Origin of the sequence: Natronoglycomyces albus (assembly GCF_016925535.1) — a bacterium.
Lineage (GTDB): Bacteria > Actinomycetota > Actinomycetes > Mycobacteriales > Micromonosporaceae > Natronoglycomyces > Natronoglycomyces albus.
Genome location: NZ_CP070496.1, coordinates 2,280,220 through 2,303,736, shown reverse-complemented (window position 1 = coordinate 2,303,736; position 23,517 = coordinate 2,280,220). Strand labels below are relative to the sequence as shown.

Annotated in this window: 17 protein-coding genes, 3 tRNA genes and 2 pseudogenes; 11 read left to right on the top strand and 11 right to left on the bottom strand. The window is 62.6% G+C overall.

The window, feature by feature from the left end; translation table 11 throughout:
* Positions 1–126: 126 nt before the first annotated feature.
* Positions 127–2,505: a Tex family protein gene (locus JQS30_RS09775; protein WP_343076134.1), complete on the bottom strand. Its 2,379-nt coding sequence runs from the start codon at positions 2,503–2,505 to the stop codon at positions 127–129.
* Between the two features lie 161 nt (positions 2,506–2,666).
* Between JQS30_RS09775 and JQS30_RS09770 the strand changes: the two genes are divergently transcribed.
* The 3 genes from JQS30_RS09770 to JQS30_RS09760 all read left to right on the top strand — a co-directional run bounded on the left by JQS30_RS09770 (position 2,667) and on the right by JQS30_RS09760 (position 2,918).
* Positions 2,667–2,739 (top strand) — tRNA-Gly (locus JQS30_RS09770).
* A gap of 21 nt (positions 2,740–2,760) precedes the next feature.
* Positions 2,761–2,831, top strand: a tRNA-Cys gene (locus JQS30_RS09765).
* 12 nt (positions 2,832–2,843) lie between these two features.
* Positions 2,844–2,918: transfer RNA gene (locus JQS30_RS09760), tRNA-Val, on the top strand.
* Between the two features lie 580 nt (positions 2,919–3,498).
* Here the strand turns inward: JQS30_RS09760 and JQS30_RS17840 are convergent.
* A pseudogene (locus tag JQS30_RS17840) lies at positions 3,499–3,915 on the bottom strand (recombinase zinc beta ribbon domain-containing protein); the annotation flags it as partial.
* An 88-nt stretch (positions 3,916–4,003) separates the two neighbouring features.
* Positions 4,004–5,467, bottom strand: coding sequence for an MFS transporter (locus tag JQS30_RS09755; RefSeq protein WP_213170099.1), 1,464 nt, complete (start codon positions 5,465–5,467; stop codon positions 4,004–4,006).
* 118 nt (positions 5,468–5,585) lie between these two features.
* On the opposite strand from JQS30_RS09755, the gene JQS30_RS09750 reads away from it, so the two are divergent.
* Complete coding sequence (locus JQS30_RS09750) at positions 5,586–6,455, top strand: helix-turn-helix transcriptional regulator (protein ID WP_213170098.1); 870 nt, start codon at positions 5,586–5,588, stop codon at positions 6,453–6,455.
* A gap of 78 nt (positions 6,456–6,533) precedes the next feature.
* Here the strand turns inward: JQS30_RS09750 and JQS30_RS09745 are convergent, their stop codons facing one another.
* The 5 genes from JQS30_RS09745 to JQS30_RS09725 are packed head-to-tail and all read right to left on the bottom strand — an operon-like array spanning position 6,534 to position 10,832.
* Positions 6,534–7,451, bottom strand: coding sequence for an LLM class flavin-dependent oxidoreductase (locus JQS30_RS09745; RefSeq protein WP_213170097.1), 918 nt, complete (start codon positions 7,449–7,451; stop codon positions 6,534–6,536).
* On the bottom strand, positions 7,448–7,966 hold the full coding sequence (locus tag JQS30_RS09740; protein ID WP_213170096.1) for a hypothetical protein: 519 nt from the start codon (positions 7,964–7,966) through the stop codon (positions 7,448–7,450). Before JQS30_RS09740 ends, JQS30_RS09745 begins: the two co-directional genes overlap by 4 nt.
* Complete coding sequence (locus JQS30_RS09735; protein ID WP_213170095.1) at positions 7,963–8,766, bottom strand: alpha/beta hydrolase; 804 nt, start codon at positions 8,764–8,766, stop codon at positions 7,963–7,965. The genes JQS30_RS09740 and JQS30_RS09735 overlap by 4 nt, the downstream gene beginning before the upstream one ends.
* A gap of 11 nt (positions 8,767–8,777) precedes the next feature.
* On the bottom strand, positions 8,778–9,563 hold the full coding sequence (locus tag JQS30_RS09730) for an SDR family NAD(P)-dependent oxidoreductase (RefSeq protein ID WP_213170094.1): 786 nt from the start codon (positions 9,561–9,563) through the stop codon (positions 8,778–8,780).
* A 12-nt stretch (positions 9,564–9,575) separates the two neighbouring features.
* Complete coding sequence (locus tag JQS30_RS09725) at positions 9,576–10,832, bottom strand: MFS transporter (protein WP_213170093.1); 1,257 nt, start codon at positions 10,830–10,832, stop codon at positions 9,576–9,578.
* 303 nt (positions 10,833–11,135) lie between these two features.
* Between JQS30_RS09725 and JQS30_RS17835 the strand changes: the two genes are divergently transcribed.
* Positions 11,136–11,384 carry a tetratricopeptide repeat protein gene (locus JQS30_RS17835; RefSeq protein WP_213173033.1) on the top strand — a complete coding sequence of 83 codons (249 nt, stop codon included), beginning with the start codon at positions 11,136–11,138 and terminating at the stop codon, positions 11,382–11,384.
* A gap of 71 nt (positions 11,385–11,455) precedes the next feature.
* Here JQS30_RS17835 and JQS30_RS09715 read toward each other — a convergent pair whose 3' ends face one another.
* Positions 11,456–11,782, bottom strand: a complete 327-nt coding sequence (locus JQS30_RS09715; protein WP_213170092.1) for a hypothetical protein — start codon at positions 11,780–11,782, stop codon at positions 11,456–11,458.
* 286 nt (positions 11,783–12,068) lie between these two features.
* Here JQS30_RS09715 and JQS30_RS09710 point away from each other — a divergent pair, with 286 nt between their 5' ends.
* Positions 12,069–12,227, top strand: coding sequence for a hypothetical protein (locus JQS30_RS09710; RefSeq protein ID WP_213170091.1), 159 nt, complete (start codon positions 12,069–12,071; stop codon positions 12,225–12,227).
* A gap of 323 nt (positions 12,228–12,550) precedes the next feature.
* Here the strand turns inward: JQS30_RS09710 and JQS30_RS09705 are convergent, their stop codons facing one another.
* Positions 12,551–12,937 carry a VOC family protein gene (locus tag JQS30_RS09705; protein ID WP_213170090.1) on the bottom strand — a complete coding sequence of 129 codons (387 nt, stop codon included), beginning with the start codon at positions 12,935–12,937 and terminating at the stop codon, positions 12,551–12,553.
* 349 nt (positions 12,938–13,286) lie between these two features.
* Between JQS30_RS09705 and JQS30_RS09700 the strand changes: the two genes are divergently transcribed.
* From JQS30_RS09700 to JQS30_RS17345, 3 genes are all read left to right on the top strand, one after another.
* Complete coding sequence (locus tag JQS30_RS09700) at positions 13,287–15,287, top strand: elongation factor G (RefSeq protein ID WP_213170089.1); 2,001 nt, start codon at positions 13,287–13,289, stop codon at positions 15,285–15,287.
* A gap of 246 nt (positions 15,288–15,533) precedes the next feature.
* The gene (locus tag JQS30_RS09695) at positions 15,534–18,746 is read left to right on the top strand and encodes a S41 family peptidase (protein WP_213170088.1); all 3,213 of its coding nucleotides are present in this window, start codon (positions 15,534–15,536) and stop codon (positions 18,744–18,746) included.
* Between the two features lie 186 nt (positions 18,747–18,932).
* Positions 18,933–20,018 (top strand): hypothetical protein, encoded by a 1,086-nt coding sequence (locus JQS30_RS17345; RefSeq protein WP_246497847.1) that lies wholly within the window; start codon positions 18,933–18,935, stop codon positions 20,016–20,018.
* 128 nt (positions 20,019–20,146) lie between these two features.
* On the opposite strand, the pseudogene JQS30_RS17830 reads toward JQS30_RS17345, so the two are convergent.
* Positions 20,147–21,145, bottom strand: a pseudogene (locus JQS30_RS17830) (winged helix DNA-binding domain-containing protein); the annotation flags it as partial.
* Positions 21,146–21,338: 193 nt separating this feature from the next.
* On the opposite strand from JQS30_RS17830, the gene JQS30_RS09685 reads away from it, so the two are divergent.
* Together JQS30_RS09685 and JQS30_RS09680 are read left to right on the top strand one after the other, a co-directional pair.
* Positions 21,339–21,671, top strand: coding sequence for a hypothetical protein (locus JQS30_RS09685; protein ID WP_213170086.1), 333 nt, complete (start codon positions 21,339–21,341; stop codon positions 21,669–21,671).
* A 29-nt stretch (positions 21,672–21,700) separates the two neighbouring features.
* Positions 21,701–23,440 (top strand): hypothetical protein, encoded by a 1,740-nt coding sequence (locus JQS30_RS09680; RefSeq protein ID WP_213170085.1) that lies wholly within the window; start codon positions 21,701–21,703, stop codon positions 23,438–23,440.
* The last annotated feature ends 77 nt before the right edge of the window (positions 23,441–23,517 follow it).

Sequence of the window (23,517 nt, the reverse complement as noted above, 5' to 3'; positions counted from 1 at the left end):
CCGCGTCAACATTGCCCACCCGGCAACCCGCACCCACAGCCATACCCGGCGCACAGACCGCACCACTGGCCAGTCTTCGAGAACAGGGCACGTCTGGTCCCCTGTTCACATGCTTCAACTGATCAGCTAATCGGTCAAACCGGCCCTACGCAGGGCCTCCGCCATGGCCCCGCCAGAGGAACTACCGCGCTGGCGACCATCGTTAGGATTCCCACGTCCCTGTCGACGCTGCGGCTGGCCCTCCCGTGACCGCTGTTGCGGCTTACCCGCCGGGCGTTGATCGGGCTCCGGCTCATCCAGCCGCATAGTCAGTGAAATGCGCTTTCGTTCCAACTCCACCGACTGGACCTTGACTTTGACAACGTCCCCAGGCTTAGCGACTTGACGTGGATCGGAAATGAAGGTGTTGGCCATTGCCGAGATATGGACCAAACCGTCCTGATGTACTCCAACATCGACGAACGCCCCGAACGCGGCCACGTTGGTGACCACGCCCTCCAAGATCATGCCCGGTTTCAAGTCGCTCATCTTCTCTACCCCGTCAGCGAAAGACGCGGTGGTGAACTCAGGGCGCGGATCCCGTCCCGGCTTGTCCAGCTCCAAGAGAATGTCGCTGACCGTTGGCACACCGAACGTTTCGTCAGCGAAGTCGGCAGGCTTGAGCGACTGCAGCTTCGCCGAATTACCTATGACAGTCTCGATCCCGCCTCCCGTGGCCGCGAGAATCCGTTCGACCACCGGATACGCCTCCGGGTGTACCGCAGAGGTGTCCAATGGGTTGGTGCCTTGCGGTACGCGCAGGAACCCCGCCGCTTGTTCGAACGCCTTGGGCCCCAGGCGGGGCACCTTCAAGAGTGTCTTGCGGTCAGGGAATTTGCCGTTTTCGTCTCGCCAGGCCACGATATTGCCCGCAATGGACTCGCTGATCCCAGAGACGCGCGCCAGCAAAGGCACCGACGCGGTGTTGAGGTCCACACCGACGGCGTTGACACAGTCTTCTACGACGGCGTCCAAGGAACGGGTCAGCTTCGCGTCGGTCAGGTCATGCTGGTATTGCCCTACCCCAATATGCTTGGGGTCAATTTTGACCAGCTCAGCCAGCGGATCCTGCAAACGTCGCGCGATTGACACCGCGCCGCGTAGCGACACGTCCAACGATGGCAGCTCGCGACTGGCGTAGGCCGAGGCCGAATACACCGAGGCGCCAGCTTCGGAAATCATGATCTTCTTTAGCTTCGCGGCTGGCAATGCCTTGACTAGTTCCGCGGCGAGTTTGTCGGTCTCACGGGAAGCCGTGCCGTTGCCAATGGCGATCAGGTCGACATCGTGCTTTTGCGCCAACGTCGCCAACGTGGCCAGAGCTTTGTCCCATTGATTTTGGGGCTGGTGTGGGAATACCGCCGCCGTGTCGACGACTTTGCCGGTCGCGTCGACCACGGCGACCTTGACCCCTGTGCGGTAGGCCGGGTCGAGTCCCATTACCACATGCTGTCCGGCAGGTGCGGCCAACAAGAGGTCGCGAAGATTCCCAGCGAAGACGGCGACGGCCTCGTCTTCAGCTTTGTTCCACAGCCGCATGCGAACGTCGACGCCAAGTTTGACGATTATTCGAGTCTTCCAGGCCCACGAGACACATTTTGCTAGCCATTTGTCGGCTGCGCGTCCCTGGTCATGGATACCGAAATGGGAGGCGATGATCGCCTCGTAGGCGGCCACGTCTTCCTCGGTTTCGCCCGGCTCGAGTGTCAACGAGAGCACTTCCTCCTTTTCTCCGCGCAACATGGCAAGAACGCGGTGCGAGGGAAGCTTGTCAAAACCCTGGGCAAAATCGAAGTAGTCAGAAAACTTCTTACCGTCGGCTTCCTTGCCGTCCCGAACTGTGGACACGAGCCTGCCGCGGCTCCACATACGTTCGCGCAGTTGGCCGATGACATCGGCGTCTTCGGAGAACCGTTCGGTCAGGATTGCCCGGGCGCCGTTCAACGCTGAGGTGAGATCGTTGATGTCAACTTCGGGGTTTACATAGCCAGCGGCGGTCTGTTCGGGATCCAAAGTGGGGTCGTGCCAAAGCGCGTCGGCGAGTGGCTCCAAGCCCGCTTCTCTGGCGATCTGGGCCTTGGTTCGACGTTTGGGCTTGTAGGGGAGGTAGAGGTCTTCCAGACGAGCCTTCGTGTCGGCATCCTGAATCTGCGCAGCCAGCTCGTCGGTGAGTTTCCCCTGTTCAGATACCGATTCAAGGATAGTCTTGCGCCGGTCTTCCAAGTCACGCAAATAGGCGAGTCGCTCCTCGAGCGTACGTAGCTGCTCGTCGGTGAGTCCGCCCGTGGCTTCCTTGCGGTAGCGGGCGATGAACGGCACGGTTGAACCCTCGTCGAGCAGCGTAACGGCAGCCTTCACCGACGTGGGTGCCACGGAGAGTTCATTGGCAATTCGTTGATCAATCGCGATAGCCACGGGATTCCTTACGTCAAAACCGGCCAAACTACAACGTAGGCATTCTGTCATCCCCGTGAAGATGAGTGGCGCGCCCGTGGCAAATATGCACCGGAAAGCCCACGTCCGGCTCCAGCCGTTAGACTGGGGCCACCCCGAGTTAGGCGCGCGGTGAGTAGTGAGCTAAGGTTTTCCCGTTGCCAACGCGGGGTTGTAAACTCGCAGGGCGATATGCGGAAGTGGCGCAGCTGGTAGCGCGACACCTTGCCAAGGTGTAGGTCGCGGGTTCGAACCCCGTCTTCCGCTCGGAAACCGCGCAAGTGCGTTGGTGGAGTGGCCGAGAGGCGAGGCAGCGGCCTGCAAAGCCGTCTACACGGGTTCGAATCCCGTCTCCACCTCAACGAAGACTTGGACGATTAGCTCAGCGGGAGAGCGCTTCCCTGACACGGAAGAGGTCACTGGTTCGATCCCAGTATCGTCCACCAAAAAGTTCTTATCCGAACACTGACCTTTGAAGGTGAACTTCGAGGGTGTGAGCATGGGGCCGCCACGTTTGGCGGCCCTTTCTTGTGGAGATCGGGTCGCTGGTAGGAGTGGTTCAGTGACTGGGCCGAGACGGTCTCTCACGGTGTAGGGGGTCTTGGTTTCGTCATCGGCGTCAAGCCAGATCTTGTCAAAGATTGCCTTCAGCATGAGGGTCTTGCCGACCTCTTGGACGCGCTTGTACGTTTCTCTGGGTGTCCGCAGCAACTCAAGTACGATTTGCAGCGACTCTTTGGTGGATTGAATGTCGAGCTGCTGGCACGTCTCTAGCTGAGCCTTGATCGTGTCGAGTTGATCTGTCACCTCAGCAACTTGCCCGGTCAGTACTTCGGCGGGCCACTTTGGGTGGCCAACGAGCTTGACTAGTTCGACGTGTCGTCGTTCCAGTTCACGCTTCTCGCGAACGAGGTTTTTCTTGTGTGCTTTTGCGAGGCCGCTGCGGCTGGCATGGGCCTCTGTGAGCGCATCTTGAAGCTCTTCAGCGTATTGGTGAGGAATCTGGACAGTGGCCAGGTGGCTCTCAATTTCTTTCTCGACGTCGGTTTCTCGCAGCCAAGGAAGGTCACAATTGGATAGTCGACGGCCTCGGCACTGAAAGTAGAAGTAGATGACTCCACGAGGGTTCTTGCCGCGTTCGTATATCAAACGGTTGTCGCAGCGATTGCACCAAGCTAGCCCTTTGATGAAGTGATGCCATCGTCGTTCACGAATAGGTGCCCGTGACTCGATTATCTCCTGCACTCGATGGAACGTTGCGGCATCAATTAGTGGTTCATGCTTACCCTTATAGATTTCACCTTTGTAGCGAACTTTTCCGCCGAATTCGGAGTACAGGATCGCCGACCCCGACCGGATCACGATGAGCGTCACACAGTCGTAGGCGACCGGGCCGACAGGTCGGTGGATCGTGCTGGTTCGCGCGAATACGGGCTCAAACATCACGATCAGTCCGGCCATAGGTGAACGCCCTGCGAGCTCCTGATCAGGCCGGGAGCTCGCAGGGCGTCCATGATTGAGGGGGATGTCGCTAGGCGGCTACGCCGGCTGGTTGCGGTGTCGTGAGCGGAGCAGGTGTCTTCGGCAGGCGTAGGGAGACTGCGATGAGGATCGCCGCACCGATCGCGATCACAGCATTGACGCCGATCGCGAGCTGCAACCCGGGCAGCAGCGTCGCGGCGACCATGCCCGTGGCGATCGCCGACATCACGGGGGTGCCGAGGGCGATGCCGACCTGCTGGCTCATCGTTACGAGGCCGGTGGCGAGGCCCTGCTGGTTGGCGGGGACGCCGGAGGTGGAGGCGACGACGTAGCCGACGATCGCGACGAGGTTCGCGATCCCGCCGACGAACGTCAGAATCAGCACCGGCACCAGCCAGACGCGGCTGTCGCCCGCGAACGCGAGCGGCGCGGTCGCGGCGGCCTGTACTACGAGGCCTACGACGATCGCGGTCTTGGCGCTGGTCTTGCCGATGATCTTCGGGGCGATGAGGCCGCCGATCACGGTGCCGATGCCGAGCACACCCAGGATCAGGCCCGCGGTGATCGCGGAGTAGCCGAGGATCTGCTGCAGGTAGAGGGTTAGCAGGAACACGAGCGAGGTGAAGGTTCCGAAGGCGAGGAGGCCTGCGGTGTTGCCCCAGCCGATATTCGAGCGCTTCAGTAGGCCCGGTGCGACGAGGGGCTCGGTGACGCGGCCCTCGATCTTCAGGAACACGGCGAACAGGATCAGGGCGGCGAGGATCGGACCCCAGGTGCCGGGGTGCGTCCAGCCGTTGTGACCGGCGGTGTCGATCCCGAACACGAGCGCGACCAGCGCGAGGGTGATCGTGACGGCGCCGGGCACGTCGAGCTTGGGACGGGGGCCACGGGCGGGTTCGCGCAGCACGAACGGGGCGATCACGATCACGACGAGGGCGACTGCGACGTTGATGAAGAACGCCCACCGCCACGATACGGCCCCCGTGAGCAGCCCGCCGAGCACGGCGCCCGCGGTGAAGCCAGCGGCCATAAGCGCGCCGTTGAGTCCGAGGGCTCGGGATCGGGCGGGGCCTTCGGGGAACATGGTGGTCATGAGCGAGAGCGCGGCGGGGGTGACCATCGCGGTTGCGATGCCCTGGCCGACGCGGGCGATGAGCAGCAGCACGGGCTCGGTCGCGAGTCCGCCGGCCAGGGAGGAGACGCCGAGCAGCACGATCCCGATCATGAACAGCCGCTTGCGGCCGAACAGGTCAGCGACGCGGCCGAAGAAGAGCGTGAATCCGGCGGCGCAGAGCGCGAAGGAGGTCACGATCCATTGCAGGGCAGAGGTGGCGAAGCCGAGCTCGGTGCCGATGTGCGGCAGGGCGACGTTGAGGATCGAGAAGTCGACCGCGAGGGTGAAGTTCGCCGTCAGCAGGACCGCCATGGCGATCTTCTGGGCTGCGGTGAACCGCTCCGCCGGAACAGGTGTCGATGCGGTACTGGGTGGTGGTGAGGTGTCTGTTTGGCTCATGACATCCAGAATCGGACGATGCGAACGAGGTAGCCAGATCCCCGGTTTGAGTGGCCTGCGGTTGCCTAGCACTGACAGGGTCAGGCTCCGCCGGTACGCGTGCGGGACAATAGATGGCATGGCACTACCGCAGTCCACTGATACCGATGGCCCGGTCACCGAGCTGGGCGAGTTCCTACGCTCGCGTCGCGACCGGATCACCCCGGACGAGGTCGGCGTCAACAGCTACGGACGCCGCCGCGTTCCCGGCCTGCGCCGGGAGGAACTCGCGCAGTTGGCCGGAGTCTCGGTGACCTATCTGACCCGGCTGGAACAGGGGCAGTCGCAGAACGCCTCGGATGCCATCATCGACGCGCTCGCGCGTGCCCTCCAGCTCGACGACGACGAACGGGCGCATCTGTATGCGCTGGCGCACCCCGCCCCGGTGAAGCGACCGCAGGCGTCGAAGCCGGAGGTGGCCAAGCCCGGCGCGGCGCAACTGTTGCACTCGATGGGCGATGTGCCCGCGGTGCTGCTGGGCCGGTTCAACGACATCCTCGCCTGGAACCGGGCTGGCCACCTCCTACTCGCTGGGCACCTCGATTGCGATGCGCCCTCGTGGGAAGAGAATCGTCCGAACCAGTTGAAGCTGCTGTTCCTCGACGAGCACACCCGCGACCTCTACGTCGACTGGACCGACGAAGCTGCCCTCGCTGTCGCCTCCTTGCGCTACGTCGCGGCGCAGTTCGCCGACGACATGCGCCTGGCCGAAATGGTCGGGGAGCTGAGCATGAACAGCCCTGAGTTCGCCCGTCTTTGGGCCGGCCACGACGTTCGGCTGTGCACGAGCGGAGCGAAGCGATTCCGCCATCCCAAGGTCGGGGAGCTGGAGCTGGGCTATGAGGTGCTGCATCTGCCTGAGGGCAACGGGCAACGTATCCTCACCCACACCGCTGAGCCCGGCAGCGCGTCGTTCGCCGCGCTGCGGCTACTGACCTCGGCCTTGTAACCGGTCGTCCGACGCACAGTGAAGAAGCGCTCCCAGGATCATCTCTGGGAGCGCTTCTTCGTGCGGTGACCGTGACGATCACTCCATGAGGCGTTCGGCCAGCATCCGGTACGAGGTCAGTCGGTCGTTCGGGTCGCTGGTGAGGGTGTTGATCATGACCTCGTCCGTGTTGTGCGCTTCGGCCAGTGCCGTGAGTTCGGTGCTCACTTGGTCGGGCGTGCCCGTGATGATCGCTTGGGATCGGGCTTTCGCGCGGGTGTGCTCAGCATCGGTCCACTCGTGCCGCAGCGTGGTCTCGGCCGACGGGATTGGCCCGACGAAGCCGAGGTCTTTGCGTGCCCGCCACAGCAGCGTCGCATCCGCCAGCTCTTGGGCGCGTTCGCGCGTCTCGGCGGTGACCACGCGCACCGCCAGCACCGTATGCGCACCATGACCATGCTCGGCGGTCGTTGCACGGTAGGCAGACATCGCGGTTTCGCCGCCGCGGGGCACGAAGAAGTGTCCGTGCGCATATCCGGCGCCGGCGAGGCCGGCGAGGGGTGAGGCGGAGCCGCCTGCGCCGAGCACCCAGACCCGGCCATCCGGCTCACCGTCCCTTGACGGATGCTGTGTGCCGAGGGCGTGGGCGAGGGCGGCGATCTTCTCCCCGTAGTCCGGGTCGTCCAAGGCAGCACGCCCAACTCCGGTATCGATCCGATCACCGTGCACTTGCCCGAGCAGGCTCATCACCTCGATGATCTTCTGGACGGGATACAGCGGGAGGAGAATGCCACCGGTGCCGACCCGAATACGCCGAGTGCGCTCCAGCGCGAGGGCGGTCATCATTTCCGGTGCGGTGCTCGCGAACGAGGCCGAGCGGTGGTGCTCGGCGAACCAGATCCGGTGATACCCCAGCGCTTCCGCTTCCTGGGCGAGGCGGAGGCCGCTCGTGACGGCCTCCGCTGGCGTCGGCGTGTGTTCGGTGATCGGTACCTGGTCGAGGATCGAGACCCTCATGCTGACTTCTTCTCGGCGTTTGCGGGGTGGAGGGCGGGGATGATGCGCCAGTCGCCGCCGACCTGGAAGACGAGGTTGTGGATATCGGCGCCGGCGATCGTGCGCAGCACCGGCACCAGCTCTTCGGCGTGCTCGGGCTCGGCGACGTTCAGCGGCCACTCGCCGATGGTCGCGCCGCGCAGGTGCGGGTGGTGGAACCCGGCGCCGTAGGTCGCGATCAGGCTGATGGGGGCGAGGTTGGCGGCGCGCTGTTCGGGCCAGGTCAGCAGCCAGGAGGCGATGAGCCCGCCACGCTGGTCACGGTGCAGACCGGTCACCTCGATCTTCCCCGTGCCGGCAAGGAGATGCTCGTTGAACTCTGCCAGCACCTGTCGGGCCGGGCCGTCGAGCAGTTGGACGGCTTCTCCGAAGGCGGTCTCCTTGCCGGTGCGGGTGACGTGGCCGAAATGGTTGCTGTCCCGCAGGTCGATGAAGTGACGGGTCAACGCCTCAAGCGGCACGGGAATGGTAGTCATGATGGGGTTCCTTCCAGGTGATTCGGTTGAGGACTCGGAGTGGATAGTTCGGACAGTGCCGCGGCCACCGCCGCGAGCGCGCGGCTGCGAGGGCTGAGCAGGTCGGCGTGCCCGACGCCGGGAAGCACCTCCAACGTCACGGGGATGCCGTCGGCGCGGAGCTGGTCGGCGTAGACGATCACGTCGTCGCGAACCGGATCGTCGCTGCCGACGACCAGGGACACCGGGGCCAGCCCAGCAAGACTCGGAGCCTCCAGTGGAGTGGGCAGGATCGTCGGCTCGGGAGTGCTGTCCAGCCAGAGTCGCCATGCCGCACGCAGGTCCTCCCGGTTCGGAAACGCGCCAGACCCGATCCGATGGGAAGGGCGGGCGCATTCGGGATCGAGCGGCGGATACGCCAACACCTGGGCCGGCACCCGGTCGCCGGTATTGCGCCGGGCGAGCGCGGCGGAGGCGGCGATTGTGCCGCCGGCGCTGTCGCCCCCGACGGCCACCGGCAACCCGTCGGATCGACGGTCGGCCCAGGCGAGTGCTGCAAGCACGTCGAGCACCGCGGCCGGGAACCGGTGCTCCGGCGCGAGGCGGTACTCGACGGAGACGACCGCCCACCCCGACAGGGATGCGAGCCCGCCGGTGACGGGCGCCCAGGCGGCAGCGGAGCCGTACTGCCAGGAACCGCCGTGCGCCCAGACGATCCAGCCGCGCGGGCTCTCCGGTCGATGCACGAGGAGCGGCACCGGCGCGCCATCGGATGCGACAGCACTGGAGAGCGTCGTTTCAGGGGCAGTGATCGTGGTCATGATGGGTCCGGTCAGATTTGGCGCAGTGCGCCGCCGTCGACCGACCACTCCGCACCCGTCACCTGCCCCGCCTGTGGTGAGAGCAGGTATGCGATCACTCCGGCGACGTCCTCGGGTCGGCCGATTCGGCCGGTGGGCAGGCGGCGCTCCTCTCGGATGAATCGGTCGACCGCAGTGTCGGGGTCGGTGCCGAAGCGCGCGGCGAGCTGCTCGGCGAACCCGCCCGGGGCGTCGAACAGCGCGGTGCGAGTCGGGCCGGGTGACACGACGTTCGAGCGGATACCCGCCAGCCCGTACTCGATCGCCAGCGATTTCGACAGCGACAGCACCGCCGCCTTCGACGCGGCGTAGGCGGCCATCGTCGGATCGGGTATGCGGGCAGCTTCGCTGCCGAGGTGCACGATGCTTCCGCCGCCAGCGTCCCGCATTGCCGGGATCACGGCGCGGGTGAGGCGGGCGAGGGCGAACAGGTTCACCTCGAACGTCGACTCCCACAGCTCGTCGTCGATCGCCTCGAACGAGTCGCGGGTATCGAACAGGGCGGCGTTGTTCACCAGCCCATCGATACGGCCGTGCCGTTCGATGGTTTTCGCCACAACCCGGGCCGCGGCGTCCGGTGCTTTCAGGTCGGCGGCGACGAAGTGCGCCGATGCGGGAAGTACGCCGTCTCCAGGGCCGCGGCGGGCGACTGCCACGACGTTCGCTCCTTCGCTTGCGAGTTCGTGGGCGGTGGCGAGGCCGATGCCGCTGGTGCCGCCGGTGACGATGATGACGCGGCTTTCGAGATCGAGATGCATGGTGCAGCCTTCCTAGGTTGCCGAGGTGAGGTGGAGAGACGATGAAGAAGCCCGGTGCCGTGCGGCGACGCGCGCGACGACGATGAGCGCCAGGCCGATGACTGTGAGGCCCGCGCCCACGATGGTGGGGCTGACTAGCCCGTAGCCGGCGGCGATCGCGGCACCGGCGAGGCTGACGCCGATGGTGTTGCCGAGGTTGAACGCGGCGATGTTCGTCGCCGAAGCCAAGGTCGCAGCCCCCTGCGCGTGCCGCATCACCCGCGCCTGCAGGCCCGGCACGGTCGCGAAGCCGACCAGGCCGAGCAGGAACAACGCGATCGCGACCGGCACCGGCATGCCCGCGACCGCACCCAGGGCGAGGATCACCATCGGCAGCAGGATCGACAGGATCAGCACCGCGTTGTCCGCGTTCCTGTCCGCGGCCTTGCCGCCGAGGATGTTGCCCGCGAACAGGCCCGCTCCGAAGATCACCAGCAGCCACGGGATCGCGGCGGCCGAATAACCGGTGACCTCCCGCAGCAGCGGCTCGATGAAGGTGAACACCCCGAACATGCCGCCGAACACCAGCGCGGTGGTCAACAGTGAGGCGAGCACCTGCGGGCGGGCCAGGGCCCGGAACTGCTGGACGACAGGCAACTGATCCCGTTCCGGCTCCGTCTTCGGCACGAGAGCGATCAGCCCGGCCAGCGCGACCACGCCGAGGACGCTGATGATCCAAAACACCGTGCGCCACCCGAACTGCTGGCCCACGAGCGCTCCCGCGGGCACTCCGAGGACGTTCGCGATCGTGAGGCCCGCGAACAGGGCCGCCACGGCAGACGCCCGCTTCGAGGCGGGCACGAGCGAGGCGGCGAGCACTGCTCCGATGCCGAAGTAGCCGCCGTGCGCGAGCGCGGCGACGATCCGGCCCGCCATCATCACCTCATACGTCGGCGCCCACGCCGAGAGCAGATTCCCCACGACGAAGAACGCCAGCAGCACCGCCAGCGCGTACTTCGGGGGCCGCCGCATGAGAAACGGGGTGATGAGCAACGCGCCGGGCACGACCGCGAGCGCGTAGACGCCGACGAGGTGCCCGGCCTGGCTGATGGTGACGCCCAGATCCGTGCCGACCTCGGTGAGCAGCCCGGCGATGACGAACTCGGTCAACCCGATCCCGAACCCGCCGACACTCAACGCGAAGAGCGCGAGCGCCGCCTTCCGCCGCGGCACGGCAGCCGGTGGTTGGCCGACCTCGGCATCAGGTGCGGGACCGACAGTGGTCGTCATACGGCGCTCCCCTTCCCGAAACATCTGGCGGTGCCAACCAGCAGCAGAGCTTGCGAACCGGTCATGCATCCACCCTGCTTGGGCTACAGCGGGGTAGCCAGAACCCCGAGTTGCCTAGCACTGACAGGGACAGGCTGATCGCCGCGCGAGCATCGACTGCGTGAGATGTTGACGGGATGGATGGCCGACTGGGACGCCCGATCGCGTCGTTCTGGGAATCGGTAGACGACACCGCACCCGACACGATGCTCGACCACATGCAAACCCTGGTCGTAGAGCGCGCCGAAAGACGATCCAGACGCCCTGTGCGAGTGGGCGTCCGTCCACGATTACCTCGGCAAGGAACACGAAGCTGTTTCCCTCTACCGGGTCGCCTTCGACCGCGGACTCTCCGAGCCCAGGCGGGCGCACGACGCCGGAGTCGAGATTCACGTCGCGAAGCAACGGACCACGAGCACGCTCGACGCGATCATGCTCGCCGCGGCGCAGTCATACGCCGAGGCCTATGCCAAGCTCGACTACCCGCTCGACGGCGACCCTTCCGGCAACTGATTCACCCCGGCATCGCCGTTCGCGCCTGTCTCATCGAGGCGGGCGCGAACCCTTGCCGCGGAGCGTTCGCGTCAGGCGACAACGGTGTGCCGACCCCGGGGCCGGAGGGTTCCGCCGGAAGCGAGCACCTCAGCCCGAACCGTCTCGTCGCCGATCCCGAGTTGCCGACCAACCTTCAACAGCGACAAACCCGACGCATACGGGGCCACGGCCTCATCGCGCATATGCTGAGGAAGCTCCGGTCCGTTGCGAGGAGCAAGACCAGCGTGACGAGCAGGCGCCCGAACCGTCTCGCGATGGCCGCCGAGCCGCTCCGCCGGCTCCCGCACGGGCACCCCAGCCGCGTAGCCGTCCGGCAACTCCGCTCGACTCTGGGCGTTCAAACGAGTTTGAACCACGGGCGAACTTTTCGCCACCGCACCCCGCGCATCCTCGATCTCCCGTCGCGGAGGACGTGGCCTCGCACGCTTGGCACCCCTGAGAACACGGCGAATCAACGCCACCAGAGGCTTGCGAGGGTTTGAGAAGCACCCGGCCAGGCCCACCAAAACACGCATATAAGGCAAAAGGGAACATTATAATGATGGTCCCTTTTGCATAAGCCTCAAGGATGGAAAACTCTTATGGTAGCGCTCTTTGAGCATATTTGCCTCGCTTAAGCCCCCAAAGGCGTAACCTGAGAAGATGTGGACAATCATTATTATCCTGCTCGTTGCATGGGCAGTGTTGTCGATCATCGGGTTCGTTTTCGAAGGCTTGCTGTGGCTGGCTTTGATCGGAATCGTTCTCTTCGTTGGCACGATCATCTTTAGCGCGATCCGGCGGCGAGCTGGGGCCAACTAGGCAACAGCCAGCCGTGCTCGTCACATCCGTCCTCGCCTGCTGTCGAGACGGATGGTCCTGAGACGCGCGGAGCCTGCTGGGCCATGTGGCCTCGGGCGCAGCTGGGATTCCACGAAATGTCGGGCTGTGCTGAATCGGGACCGCACAACGTCGAACCCGCCTGCGCACGGGGTTTAATCGACCATGCGCCGCAACAGCGCGCATACAGTCCCGAACTCGTTTCGCGCAGATATCCGTGACGGCCCTGACCATTGGTTCGCTCGGGTGCGTAGCTTCTCTTCGAGGTCTACGTTCCACTGAAGGCGCAATAGGGCCGCTGTGGGCTAGAGCGTTTCGGCAGCGAAGAGACAGAAAATGTGTCCAACTGGATCGGCCATGACGCAGACGCCCGGTTGCGGCTGATGGCCCGATTGCGAGGCTCCGAGCTCCTCGGCCCAGGCGACCCCGGCTTCCAAGTCTCGCACGGCGATGTCCAAGTGAGCGTGCATACGTTGGGTCCCCGCTGCACCGCGTGGCCAGACCGGTGGCGTGAATTCGACTTCGCGTTGAAACGACAGGCCCGCGCTGCCATCGTCGGGCCGTACTGTGACCCAGTCAGGCTCATTGTGTTTGATGTCCCAGCCGAGCAGGGCCGAGTAGAAGGCACCGAGAGCGCGCGGGTCCGCGGCTCCGAGGACGGTTGCCGCCAAGCGTGTTTCCACCGCAGGCATGAGGTCCTCCCCTCTGATCAGATGGAGCGCATTCGTATCGTCCACAGTACTGAAAACCGTTTGCCCTACGGCCAATATCTTTGCTTAACTGCCCCTTAGAGCTCCTATCAGGTTTCTCTTCCTACTGCGGTGGAGTGATGTCGCGCCTGGCCGCGTTGTCGGCCCTTGCCCATACCCGCTGGGTATGAACAAGGGCCTCCGCCTCCCCACGCACTGACAGCACACCATCCTCGCCACGGAAACAAACCTGATAGGAGCTCTAACAACATCCACGAGAGGAATTCATTCATGCGAGCACAGGCTGTTTCTACACAGATGCAACTATTCGGCAATCGTGAGGAAATGACCTGTGACCTGCTCGTTGAACCTTGGAATCGTGGCCCATGTTGATGCGGGAAAGACAAGCCTGACCGAGCGGCTTCTCCACACCGCTGGGGCAATAGACCACATCGGCAGCGTTGATCAAGGCAACACCCAGACTGATTCGCTAGCCTTGGAGCGCCAGCGCGGCATCACGATCAAGTCGGCGGTGGCCTCGTTTGCCAGCGCCGGTGTCATGGTCAACATCATCGACACTCCCGGCCACCCCGATTTCATCGCTGAGGTTGAGCGAGTACTGGCAGTCCTCGACGGTGTCGTGCTGGTGGTGTCAGCTGTGGAGGGGGTACAGCCCCAGACACGCATCTTGATGCGGACGTTGCGTCGGCTTGGCATACCTACGCTCATTTTTGTCAATAAGATCGACCGGGTTGGTGCCGATGTGGCCCGAACTCTTGGTCAGATCTCGCGCAAGCTGACTCCTTCGATGGTGTCGATGGGCGCTGTGCATAATGCGGGAACGGCAAATGCGCGTTTCTTCCCGTACTCGGCGGAGGACCCAAGGCTTACCTGTGAACTGATTGATCTCTTGTCGGTGAGTGATGAGCAATTGATGGGCGACTTCGTCAACGGGGTGCGATGGACGGGACCCAGATTGTTGGGCGCGTTGGAAACTCAGTCTCGCCAAGGCGCGGTCACGCCTGTCTACTTTGGTTCTGCCCACACCGGTGCCGGTATCTCGATTTTGCCCGATGCGATCACGCGGTGGTTGCCGTCGGCCTCGGGTGAGGCCGACGCGCCGCTGTCGGGGCGCGTGTTTAAGGTCGAGCGAACTTCTCGCGGTAACAAGGTCGCCTATGTTCGGCTTTTTGCGGGCAGCCTCCATGTGCGTCAGCAGGTGCCTATTGGCGCTGATGCGGAGGGGCGAGTGACGGGCCTGAAAGTCATCGAGCCTGGGGCGGTGGTACCGCGTCCACGTCTAAGCGCGGGTCAGATCGGGATTGTATCTGGTTTGGAGCAGGCCAGAGTGGGGGATGAACTGGGGGTTTGTAATGTTGATGGCCCGCGGCGATACTTCGCTCCGCCGACGTTGGAGACGGTGATTTATCCGCGTTCAGCCGACCTCAAGGGCACAATGCGAGCCGCTTTGTCAGAACTGGCCGAGCAGGACCCTTTGATCAATGTGCGGCAAGACGACCTTCGGCAAGAGACATATGTGTCGCTATTTGGTGATGTTCAGAAGGAAGTCATTCAGTCCACCTTGGCTACTGACTATGGCGTCGAGGTGGATTTCCGGGAGACCTCTACGGTCTGCATTGAGCGCCCCCTAGGAGTGGGGACGGCTCTTGAGGTGATCAACACCGATTCCAATCCGTTCTTGGGCACCGTCGGCTTGCGGGTGGAGCCAGCTGCGGTGGGTTCAGGCGTGGCATTCGCTTTGGAAGTGGAGCTGGGTTCGATGCCGCCAGCGTTCTTTCGGGCAGTAGAGGAGGCAGTCCATGCGACGTTGCGAGAGGGCTTGTATGGATGGCGGGTAACCGACTGCCTGGTCACGATGACCCATTGTGGTTATTGGGCGCGGCAGAGTCGGATGGGTGGGACGTTTGACAGCCGCATGTCATCGACGGCTGGTGGGTTCCGCAACTTGACCCCGCTGGTGTTGATGGACGCTTTGCGTAGGTCCCGCACTGCTGTGTTTGAGCCGATGCAGGCGTTCCACCTGGAAGTTCCCACTGGCACGTTCCCTGCGGTATGGCAGGTTATGGCCGGGTTGCGGGCGGTGGTTCATGCCAATGAGGAAGTCTCGGAGACGTCGATTCTGGCTGGAGCGCTCCCGGTCGCTTCAGCGGGCGCGCTTGCGCGCCGGCTGCCATCGCTGACGCATGGAGAAGGTGCGATGGAGACCCGTTTCGACCATTATCAGCGGGTGCGGGGTGAATATCCGACTCGGTCGAGGTCTGATAGCAATCCACTCAACCGGCGGCAGTACTTGGTGAGTGTGACTAAAGGTGCCGCTGGTGCGAAGGCGTGAAGGTTCCGGTCTGTCGTTGGACGGAGCCCATGATCGCAAGGTGTGGGGCCACGTTGCCGTGTGGATGGCGTGGCCTAGCTAGGCGAATGGTGTGTGGCAAATTTTGGCTTCCCGTGGTCTCTTTAGCTGTGTGTTCACTCGCGCCGAGGGGGTACGGCCGAGAAAATCTTAAAATTGTCTTTCAGAAATTGGATAATCGAGATAGTGTGAAAATATATCTTCAGATCTAATCAGGAGGCGTCAGTTATGACCGCGTACCCCCGGTTCACCGCCATTTGCGGCGACACCCTGGCATTCGTTGCCGAAGACGACATCTGGACAGTGCCAGCCTCCGGCGGCACCGCCCGCCGGATCACCGCGGGAAAAGGCCGTGTCACCCACATTGCCATCTCCCCGGACGGAACTCGTATCGCCTATGTAGGCCACGAAGAAGGTGAGAGCGACATTTATGTGGTCGCCACCGACGGGGGCTTGTCGTCCAGGCAGACCTACCAAGGCGGAACGATCATATGGGTCGGCTGGGATCTCAGCGGCCAAACGATCCGCTATGCCTCCAACGCCTTCTCTCCACACAGGCCCTCCTTCAACCTGTGGGAAGTGGAAGTCGGTGGCCAGCCAATCAAGCGCGACCTTGGTTACGTGCATGGATTCGTCGAGGACGCGACCGGTACTTCTGTCATTTCGCGAGTGAACCCCAAGACTCCTGCGGCCCATCGCAAGCGTTACCGGGGCGGTACCGCCGGGCACTTGTGGATCGACGTCGACGGCAGTGGCAGCTATCGGCGTATGAACGAATTGAGCGGATACATCGAAGACCCACACTTGATCGATGGCCGCCTATACTTCTTGTCCGACTTCGAGGGGTATGCCAACGTCTACTCGTGCGACAAAGACGGCTCGCGCATACAACGCCACACCGACCACGACGACTTCTACGCTCGCGGTCTCGCCTCGGACGGCCGCAGGTTGGCCTATCACGCGGGTGGTGACCTGTACGTTCTCGAGCCAGGGTCGCAAACCCGAAAGGTTGACGTCACCATCGCGGCGACCAGTAACCGCAAGAGCCGACGGTTTGTCGACCCGATGAAGTACCTGCACGCGGCCACCATCTCCCATGACGGTAGCGAAGTCGTGCTCAATTCGCGTGGCAAACTGTTCAACCTGCGACCCTGGGATGGTCCGGTCACCCAGCTAGGTGAGGTCGATGGAACCGCGTACCGTCTGCCGACTACCTTGGCCGGGGGTGCGTCTGTGCTGGCGGTCGCCTCCGCCGCCGACACTGGTGAATACCTGGTGGAGCTTTTCACTGACGGGATTACTGCGCCTCGCAAACTGCCGTTTGCCGATTTTGGTCGCCCCACCGAGATCGTCGCCCTCCCGAACGCGGCGAAGGTTGTCATGAATAACCACCGGGGCGAACTCATGCTGCTCGATCTGGAAGACGCCAGCGGCACCATCACCGTCTTGGACTCATCCGAAGCCGCGGCGATTGCGGACCTGGCAGTCTCACCCGATGGCGCGTGGGTTGCCTACTCACGATCGTGTGAGTCCTTTGACGGCACTGAACTCGTCGCTGGGCAAACCGTGCACCTGTGCGAACTGGCCACCGGGGAGACGACGCTCGCCGCCCGCAACGTGTTTGTCGAGCACCGGCCCACCTTCGATGCCGAAGGCAAATACCTTTACTTTGTTGGCCGGCGCGAATTTCAAGCCAGCTACGACAGTCTTGACTTCAACATGAGCTTCATGTGGGGTACCAAGCCCTATGCGGTGGTACTGCAAAAGTCCACGCCCGCCCCGTTCTCCAACCGGGAGGAAAAGTCTGAACTGGGTGAAGAGGAGGACGCGGAGGTAACCGTGCGCGTCGATGTGGACGGCCTTGCCGATCGCGTCGTACCCGTTCCCTTGGAAGCTGGGCAGTACGAGAAGCTCTTCGGCGTCAAGGGAAAGGTCCTAGCGCTGTCCAACGCCGTCAAACCTACTGACAGCAGCGCGTTGATGTCCGCAGGTGTAGCGTCAGACTCGACTTTGCACAGCGTCGACACCGCTACCGGCAAGGTCGAGAAGGTCGCCGACGGAGTGACTGACGCGTGGTTGAGCGCCGACGCCTCCACCCTTCTATACCGGGCCGGAAATCGCCTGCGAGTAGTCAAAGCCACCGAAAAAGTGCCCGAAGGCGACGCGGCGGGCCGCGAGAGCGGTTGGGTCGACCTTGGCCGCGTCAAGGTTTCGGTACAGCCCGCCAGCGAATGGCCGCAAATGTTCGCCGAAGCTTGGCGTCTCCAGCGTGACCACTTTTGGAATCAGGATCTCGGTGGCCTGGACTGGCCGGCGGTCTTCGACCGCTACGCTCCCTTGGCCCACCGCGTCTGTAGCCGCAGTGAGTTCTCCGACCTCATTTGGGAAATGCACGGCGAGCTAGGCACCTCGCACGCTTACGAAATGCTGGGGGACTACCATGGCCCCGACCACTACGGGATTGGGCACTTGGCCGCGGATCTTGACTTCGACGCAGCCACGGGGACGTACCGAGTCAGCAATATCGCCCAAGGCGACAGGTGGCGACCAGCCGCGACCTCTCCGCTCAACCTGCCGGGCGTCAACGTGGCCGACGGGGACGAAATCCTGGCCGTCAATGGAATGCCGGTTGACGAACACACTTCGGTGAACGAACGACTCGTGAACCTGGCCGGGCAGGAAGTGCGGCTGACCGTCCGCACGCCGGGCTCACCGGCGCGGACCGTCACCGTCACGCCGCTGGCCAACGAGGCGGGCGTCCGCTACCGCGACTGGGTCGAAGCGAACCGGGCCGCAGTCCACCAGGCCACCAACGGGCGCATTGGTTATGTCCACATTCCCGACATGATGGCCGATGGTTACTCCGAATTCCACCGTGGTTTCCTCTCCGAGTGCTCCCGGGAAGCGATGATCGTGGACCTCCGCTTTAACGGCGGCGGCCATGTATCCCAACTGCTGCTCGATGTCCTCTCCCGGCCTCGCATCGGATACTTCGCCACCCCGCACGGCAAGCCGTTCTCGCAACCTAACTATGCCTTGCGAGGCCCGGCCATCGGCATCACCAACGAATACGCGGGTTCAGACGGCGACATTGTCAGTCAGACCTTCAAATCACGCGGGATTGGAACGCTCATCGGTAAGCGGACCTGGGGCGGTGTCGTGGGCATCAACGTCCGTTTCTTCTTGGCGGACAACACTTTGGTCACACAGCCCGAAGCGGCATCTCACTTCAATGGAATCGGTTGGGGCATTGAGAACTACGGGGTCGACCCTGACATCGAGGTCGAATTCGCACCGCAGGACTTCGCCAAGGGCACCGATCCGCAGCTGGAGGCAGCGATCGCGCAGGCGGTGGCCGAACTAGAGGAGAGCCCGGCGACTCGTCCGGAGCTCACTGCGAAACCCGACTTGCGGGTCGCGCCGCTACCTCCGCGCGACTAACCGAGTTAAACCTAAGGGAAACGGGGAAGGGCCCTAGCGATGTCTTCCATCGCTAGGGCCCTTGTTCTGCGCAAAACCAACGACATATGCAACCTCAATGGACAGTCGAGAGGTCATATTCATGTGCGGTTTTCGCACCCCAGAGCAAAGAATTCGCCCAACGTTGTATGCGAAGGGATCCGTAACGTGAGCCTGAAACCCTATACGGCAACGACGCGCAGTCTCCTAGCCGGAGGCAGCGCGCTCATCATGGGAGCCGCCACGGTGGCCATTTCAAGCCCCGCCATAGCGCAGGACACCACCGCCTCTCCCGCAAGTAGCGAAACCGCCGTCATCGACTGCGAAGTCAGGCAACTTCCGGTCCCGGCTGGCTACGAATGGACCGTCACCGTCTCGGTCGATCCCACCGGTACTTATATCGGTGGACGTGCCTACCCAGCCGAGGCTACCGCGCCAGTGAGCGCGATCATGTGGCACGACGATGGCATAACCGTCATCGACACCCCTGGAGAAGAACCCTGGTTGAACTCGATCAACGCCCACGGCGACGCCGTAGGAACTGTCACCAAAGACGGCCAAGCCGTCCCCATCGCCTATGTGGACGGCGAAGTCATCAGCATGAAACTCTATGGCGAGGGCTACGCAATGGACATCAACGACGCAGGTGAGGTCGTTGGCTATCGGCACGATGGCTCCGGAGCCGTACCCATTTACTGGGAATATCCCGAGGCAGAACCCCAAGTGCTGGCTCTGCCCGAAGGCCATTCGTTTGGCATGGGGCGTGGCATTGACGAAGATGGCACCATTGTCGGTCATGTCTTTCCTCACGCTGGAGGCGGCGACGTCGCCTACCTGTGGAAAAGCGCCAACGACGACGGTGACATCCTCGACATCGACCATGTTGAGGGCACAATGGATAGTTTTGCCTTCGATATCAGTAACGGCTGGATCGTCGGCTCAGCGCACATCTTCGGCGATGATGGAACGCTAGAACATCAAGGCCTGCGCTGGCGCTCCGAGACCGGCGAATACGAAATTCTTGCTCACTCCAACGTCTCCCACATCAACGCCAATGGCTGGACAGTGGGAAATACGCCCACCCATGCCATCCTGCAAACCGACGATGGCGTCTTCGATTTGCCAGGTCTAGCCCAGCCCGATGAGATCGGGTCAACTGTCACCGGAATCAGTGGCCGCAGCGTCGTTGGGTTCGCCCTGACCAGCACTGAAGCTGACGGCCTGACCCATGGCGTCGAATGGCGATGCGAATAGGGCCCCGGGCCCGATAAGGACCCATCTGGCACGAAGGTGACATGACGCTGTTGGGAATCTGGTGCCGCAAACCGCAACAGCTCTTCACCTTCGTGCTCCAGCAGGTCCCTCTCATACGTCGAAAGGTTGTGAAAAAGTTCGAACCGGATGGTTGCCGCCGTATTCTTGCGATCGATAAACCACACGCCCGCCAACATTCCATCACGCAGGAACATCCCTGGAAACTGGCCATTCGGGGTCGCCAAGCGTTCCCAAGCCCGCTGGTCCATAATCCGATCTCGCCGGGCATGAGACAAGACAAGATTGTCAAACGGTCCAATGATTTTGATAAGGGGAACCTCCATGTCCTCCGCTGGCACCGGAGCGTTTGGAATATCAAACAGCTCCTTGCCGACCGCATCGGTGTATGTGATCAGCTGGGGGCGCAGGCGCTCGAAATGCTCTCTTTGTTTGGACAATCCACACCATTTTTGATAGTCCAACACCGTGGCCGGGCCGAACGCGCGCAAATACCGCCTTATCGTGCCCTGCGGATCGGCTACAGCTTGTGCCTTCATCCCCAGCCACTGCGCAGCGTGCGCATAGGTGAGCGCGCCACCTTGTCCCCACACGCCGCGCGGAGGAGTTTGCACCAGCGGAAGCACGTTGCGTAGTACCGAGACCAAGTGATTGGGTCGAAAAGCCGGCCATCTCTGAGCCAAACGCTCACCGATTTCCACACTCGAGCGCGGGCCACCTCGGAGGATCCGTTGCCCCTCCCTTGCGATGAGCGTGGGATTAACTTGTTCCACCACCTGCTTACGTGAACCCGAGGCCACCTCACGATCCATAATGACCTGGGTTAGATCTCGCAAAGGAAAACAGTCGGCCGCCCTCACCAGATGAATCGTCCCTCGCATCGTCACGATGCGGACTACCTTCCGCTCCAGCAATAGCGATGACAGATCCTGCGGAGAAAACTCGCGCAGCCGACTCCACAACTGGTAGTAGGGAGGGTCTCCCAGTTGCGCCTGTAGTCCAATGAGATGGTCGACGGCATTCTCGGCGGTGGCATCGACCTTTTCAAGCAGCCATTGGCGCTGCAACAGCGCCCGATTCAGTGCTCGATCGCTCACTACCGGTGGCATATCCATCCTCTGCGTGTAGGCGGGCCGTGTCAGGAAAACCCCCGTGACGATGACAAGCCCAAGGGGGCCATGGAGCAGTAAGAACTCACGGTCTGCAAGCCGGAGGCCCATTGGTGAACCCCTTGTATCGTAGTAATGCGCGTAACAATTTCAGGTATTGACACCCCTCAACATCTATAGCCGGAGGCAACCCATGACAGCTGGCGACAGATCATTCGACCCCGACGCAGCCATAGACTTCAGCAACGACCTCAAACAGGCCGCATCTGACCTCGACGCAACTTCAATGACCAACCTGCATAGCGGAGTCCTGTCCTTTATGCCAGCCTTTGGCGTTCCCGAAATCGCCCAGGTCAATGAACAAAAATATGAAAGCGCATACCGCACTGTTGTCACCGACATGCAAACACTGTTGGACAACCTGTCAGCGCTGGCCGACTCCATCGATGAGGCGGTCGCCGCTGAAGCCGAAGCCGAAGAGGCCAATACGGTCGAACTGACCAACTTCTCGGCTGCCCTCGAATAGTAGCGCCCACCACGTGATTGGTACCTGATATGAGCAACACCATTTTCGACGGTGGCCGCACCCCCAGCGCGCCGAACTACTCTTTGAAGCCACATAACGCCACCTTGTACTCAGATCCCTCGTACACCAGTATGGCCGCGGGTTGTGATTGCAACCTCGGGTGCAATCCCACCCAGCCGGTGTGGGAACAGGCCATGTCCGTAGTGGTGGAACCAGAAGATCACTGCGCGGCCCCCAGTGGGGAAGTCGGCGAACCAGACCCCGGTGCGGTACTTAGAGCCAAGTCGCACATCCGTGCTGGCGCCCAACACGCGATCCTCCCCATCGCCGACAATTGGAAGAATGACTTCGCGGCTCCTTTGCGGGAATGCCGTGACACCATCGTCTCTGGCCTCAAGAAGCTCTCTGGAGAATGGGTGGGCGAGGATTTCGATCGATTGGACGAGTACGCGCGTGAAATCGTACGCCATATCGATGACATCCTGGAAAAGACCAGCGGCATGGCTGACAGCATGCGTAGGCGTGCTCAGGCCATCGATAACTTGCAGACCTCCTGTAGTGGAGCCAAATACCCACCTCCACTGACCGAATACCAAGACGCGCGTTTCCTGAGCAACGTCAAAGTCCACGTTCGACCAGCGTGGCGGGACGGTCCGTGCTCAGTTCTTGAACCCGTGGAAGCCATATCGCTGGCAACTCGTAATCCGACGGAGGCTGAGACATTCGTTGGCGACTACCGAGACTGGGTGGCCGCACATGAGAATTATTTGCTGGAGTCCGGGCAAGTCAGTTCCCAAAAGGAAGCTCAAGATCGGGCCCATAAGGATATGCACGACAAGCTTGAACCCATGATCAAGGACATGGAACAGAGGCTCATTGACGGGCATACGCAAAGGGTGGAAGTTCTCAGGACACTGCATGAGTCCATCGTTCGTGAACTCAATGAGATGGAGCTGTCCCTACCCCCTGGGAATCCACCGAACCCCGCCCAACTGGGCATTGGGGTTGACCTGGTTGAGGGGGTCGGTCCTCTGGGGAACCTTCCTACCGCTCCTCCAGGTGGAGGAGGTGGGGGAGGCGGTATTGGCCCTGATGGCCCAGGGGGTCAACCCGATCCGCCGACGTTCGACCCGCCGAACCTCGATCGGGATGATCTAGACGATACAGAGGATCCCGATCCGCCGCCACCGCCTGAAGACGACATTGTCGACGAGGAAAAAGAGCGCGACGAAAGCGTGGATGAAGAGGAAAAAGACGACGAGGAGGAGCGCGTCTTTTGGTACCCAGGACCGGATCCAGAGCTTCCAGTTTGCCCACCCGAACCGGACGAGAAACCAGACAACGAGCGGGACAACGAGCGGGATGATGAACCGGACTGGAGAATCCCCGAACGCCCCCGACCTGAACGTCCTGATGAGCCTAGTTTTGACGGTGGGCTTTATGGGGGCACACCTCCGTCCGGGCCATCCGGCACCTCAGGCAGCGGTGCGCCTGCTAGTGGCGTCGGCGGACTTGGCACTGGCACCGCTGGCACGGGGGCAGCTGGCTCGGTCGGAGGGGTGGTCGCAGGGACCCCAGGGGCCTCAGGCGCTGCGGGGACGGGCGGCTCCGGTGGCTCCCGCATGGGAGGCGGCGCTGCGATGATGCCTATGGGTGGCGGCGCTGGGTCTGGCAACAACACTGATTCCGAGAGTAAGAACAGTGACTGGCTGCGCGAAGACGAAGACGTGTTCGCAGTGGCCGATGAAGAGGACGACCCATATCGCTAGGTTGATTGGGGGAGCCTTTTCTGGCTCCCCCAATCAACCTAGCCCACCCGCCTTAACCTATTGCCCTGGAGATTCCC

Bases quoted from the DNA above. Each gene is read 5' to 3' on its own strand.
- JQS30_RS09775 (WP_343076134.1), bottom strand. From the start codon at position 2,505: ATGACAGAATGCCTACGTTGTAGTTTGGCCGGTTTTGACGTAAGGAAT.
- JQS30_RS09755 (WP_213170099.1), bottom strand. From the start codon at position 5,467: ATGAGCCAAACAGACACCTCACCACCACCCAGTACCGCATCGACACCT.
- JQS30_RS09750 (WP_213170098.1), top strand. From the start codon at position 5,586: ATGGCACTACCGCAGTCCACTGATACCGATGGCCCGGTCACCGAGCTG.
- JQS30_RS09745 (WP_213170097.1), bottom strand. From the start codon at position 7,451: ATGAGGGTCTCGATCCTCGACCAGGTACCGATCACCGAACACACGCCG.
- JQS30_RS09740 (WP_213170096.1), bottom strand. From the start codon at position 7,966: ATGACTACCATTCCCGTGCCGCTTGAGGCGTTGACCCGTCACTTCATC.
- JQS30_RS09735 (WP_213170095.1), bottom strand. From the start codon at position 8,766: ATGACCACGATCACTGCCCCTGAAACGACGCTCTCCAGTGCTGTCGCA.
- JQS30_RS09730 (WP_213170094.1), bottom strand. From the start codon at position 9,563: ATGCATCTCGATCTCGAAAGCCGCGTCATCATCGTCACCGGCGGCACC.
- JQS30_RS09725 (WP_213170093.1), bottom strand. From the start codon at position 10,832: ATGACGACCACTGTCGGTCCCGCACCTGATGCCGAGGTCGGCCAACCA.
- JQS30_RS09710 (WP_213170091.1), top strand. From the start codon at position 12,069: ATGTGGACAATCATTATTATCCTGCTCGTTGCATGGGCAGTGTTGTCG.
- JQS30_RS09705 (WP_213170090.1), bottom strand. From the start codon at position 12,937: ATGCCTGCGGTGGAAACACGCTTGGCGGCAACCGTCCTCGGAGCCGCG.
- JQS30_RS09695 (WP_213170088.1), top strand. From the start codon at position 15,534: ATGACCGCGTACCCCCGGTTCACCGCCATTTGCGGCGACACCCTGGCA.
- JQS30_RS09685 (WP_213170086.1), top strand. From the start codon at position 21,339: ATGACAGCTGGCGACAGATCATTCGACCCCGACGCAGCCATAGACTTC.
- JQS30_RS09680 (WP_213170085.1), top strand. From the start codon at position 21,701: ATGAGCAACACCATTTTCGACGGTGGCCGCACCCCCAGCGCGCCGAAC.